Annotated in this window: 2 protein-coding genes; one reads left to right on the top strand and one right to left on the bottom strand. The window is 75.0% G+C overall.

The window, feature by feature from the left end:
• Positions 1–581, top strand: a 581-nt coding sequence (locus ITP53_RS54755) for a DNA polymerase subunit beta (protein WP_195903381.1), incomplete at its 5' end; no start/stop codon positions are given.
• Between the two features lie 10 nt (positions 582–591).
• On the opposite strand, the gene ITP53_RS54750 is transcribed toward ITP53_RS54755, so the two are convergent.
• A complete protein-coding gene (locus tag ITP53_RS54750; protein ID WP_195903380.1) occupies positions 592–2,550 on the bottom strand; it encodes a heparinase II/III domain-containing protein in 1,959 nt (652 codons plus the stop codon).
• Positions 2,551–2,696: the final 146 nt, after the last annotated feature.

Raw genomic sequence — 2,696 nt, 5'->3', positions numbered from 1 at the left:
GGGGCGGCTGGCTCACCGTGGAGGGGCGGCGAGTCGACTGGATCTACCGCGACCTCGACCGGGTTCGCCGGGTGTGGCGGGACTGCTTGGGTGGTCGCTACGAGGTGGGCTTCCAGGTGGGGCATCCGCTGGGGTTCTACTCGCACGCGTACGCGGGCGAGGTGGCCCTGTGCCGAGTGCTCGCCGACCCGGGCGGTGAGCTGGGGGCGCTGCGGGAGGAGACGTCGGCGTACCCGCCGGCGCTGCGTGACGCGCTGATCGCGGGGTTGTGGGAGGCCGACTTCGCCCTGGCGACGGCACGGTACGGCGCCGTCGGGCGGGATCCCGCGTACGCGGCCGGTGCCTTGTTCCGGGCGCTCGGCGTCGCCTGCCACGCGCTGCACGCGGCCGACGGCGCCTGGCTGATCAACGAGAAGGGGATGATCGCGGCGGCCGACCGGCTGCCGTCGGCGCCGCGCGGGTTCGGCGAGCGGGCCCAGGCACTGCCGGCGGCGGTGGGGCGGACGCCTGGGGAGATCGGGCACACCCTCGACGACGCGGTACGACTGATCGCCGAGGTGCGAACCGCCTGCGGCGCGTGACAGCCAGGGCTCAGCCGTTGGTGAACTCGGCCTGGAAGCGGGCTCGCCCGGCGTGGCCGCGGAGGATGAGCAGGCCCAGCGGGCGGCCGTTGGGGTTGCCGTCGGCGGTGGCGGTGTAGGCGTCGAACCCGTCGGGGACGTCCAGCGTGAGGCGTGGCCCATCGTGTGCCCAGGTGCCGCGAAGACGGCGATCCGGGCCCAAGGGGATACGACGTACCTCCCGTAGCCACGCGTGCCCGAGCTCCCCCTCCCACGTCGCCGCCTCGGCGGGCTCAGCCGCCTCCGCGGGCTCGGCGGACTCAATGGGCTCGATCGGCTCGGCGGGCTCGGCAGCGTCGGTGGCCATCGTGGGCTCGGCCGGCTCGGCCGGCTCGGTGGTGAAGGGGCCGTCGCCGTGGAAGGTCCACTCGATCGCGGCCGGTTGGGCGAGGGTGACGGTGAGCACGTCGGTCCAGCCGCCGGCGGTCAGGGTGAGGGTGCGGCGCAGGACGTGGCCGTCCCAGGAGGACTCGGCGGCCAGGTGACGGGGTGAGGAGTCCAGGAGGCGGCCGGTGTGAGCGGGCTGCGGGTGGCCGCCGACGGTGACGGTGTTGTGCGCGACGGGCGAGCGCAGCCAAGCCGTGAAGTCCGCGGCGTACCCGCTGGTGCCCAGGTCGAGGCTGCACCAGCCGGCGGCGGTCTCCACGTCGACGGCGAGTTTGTCGCGGTGGTCGTGCCAGCCGGCGTCCGGCCCGAACCGCATCGCGATCCGCGCCCCCGCCGACCTGACCAGCCCGATCCCGGCGGACGGCCACACGAACGACCGCCGCTCCCCCGCGTCCCCCTCGGGCACGTCGTCGGGGCCGAAGACGAGGGCGGCCACCGACGAGCGGCCCGTCAGAGGCGCGGACCGCTCGGGGAGCCGGGCGCCGAACCAGAGAGTGACCGGCGAGGCGCGGGGGCGGGCGTGGTACGGCGCCAGGTCCGGCTTGTCCGCCAGGAGCGCCCGGGCGGCCTCGGCCTGCGGCGCGAACTCCGCGACGTGGCAGTCGGGCCAGCCGTCGCCGTAGGCGGGCAGCCGCCCGTCCGAGTACGCCAGCAGCGGCGGGGCGGCGACCGCGCGGGACAGGCGCGCGTCCGCCTCCTCCGACAGCCCGTCCCGGCCCGCCGCCTCGCGGTACGACAGCAGGGCGGCCAGCGCGTAGTAGTGGTAGTGGGGGTTGACCTCGTACCAGAGGCCCTCCGGGTGGAAGCCCTGCCGCACCTGCGCCTCCGCGCCGTGTTCGCCGTCGCGGCACCAGGTCAGCAGATCCGTGTCACCGAGGCGGGCGGCGCATTCCGCGAGCGCGGCCAGGAGCCAACAGTGGATGTTGTGAACGGCGCCCACCTGGGGCCGCAACAGGCCGGCGATCGAGCGGGCCATCCCGTCCACGGCCGCCGACGTCTCCGGCGTGAGCGCGTCTCCCGACCAGCGCACCGCCCGGAGCAGCCCGACGGCCCAGACGGCCTCGTCCAGGCACTGCGGTTGCACGCGTCCGATCCCCGCCGCCTCACCGTGCGGGGCGTAGGAGCGGTAGTCGCGGGCGTACGTGCCCACGATGCGTTCGAGCTCGTCCAGCGCGCTCTGCCGGGGCTGTCCAGGGGTGGGGAGGCGGAGGAGGAGGGCGGCGCGCTGGGCTTGGCCGGCGAGGACGCTGTGGGTGACGGCGCGCCAGGCGCCGTCCCACGGCTCGCCCGTGTACGTCCTGCCGCACGACACGCAGCAGTGCCGGTCAGGGATGGACGGGTCGTAACGCAGCGCCGCGCCGTCGGCGTCGCAGAAGTAGTGGTGCGTCCACGCCGATGCCCGTTCATGGCCCGGGATCGGCAGCCCCGACCAGGTCGCGAAACCCTCCCCGATCGCCCGCAGGATGCCGGCGGCCCACGGCAGGGTCGCCGCCCGGCGGCGGATCGCCGGCCAGTCAGGGCTGTACGCCACGACGTCGAGCATCCTCCGAGCCTAATCCGCCCGGTCGCCGATCGACCTTGTGGCGTGCCGTACATGATGCTTCGCTAGCGTGGTGATCTCTCCGTACACCGGCTGGACCAGGGACCACTGGGCCGAGCTGGCCGACCGGCTGCTCCTGTCCGCCCGCC

This window comes from Nonomuraea cypriaca (assembly GCF_015645445.1).
In the GTDB taxonomy this organism is placed as follows: domain Bacteria; phylum Actinomycetota; class Actinomycetes; order Streptosporangiales; family Streptosporangiaceae; genus Nonomuraea; species Nonomuraea cypriaca.
Note: the sequence above shows the minus strand (reverse complement) of the source record. Positions and strands in the feature narration are given on the sequence as shown.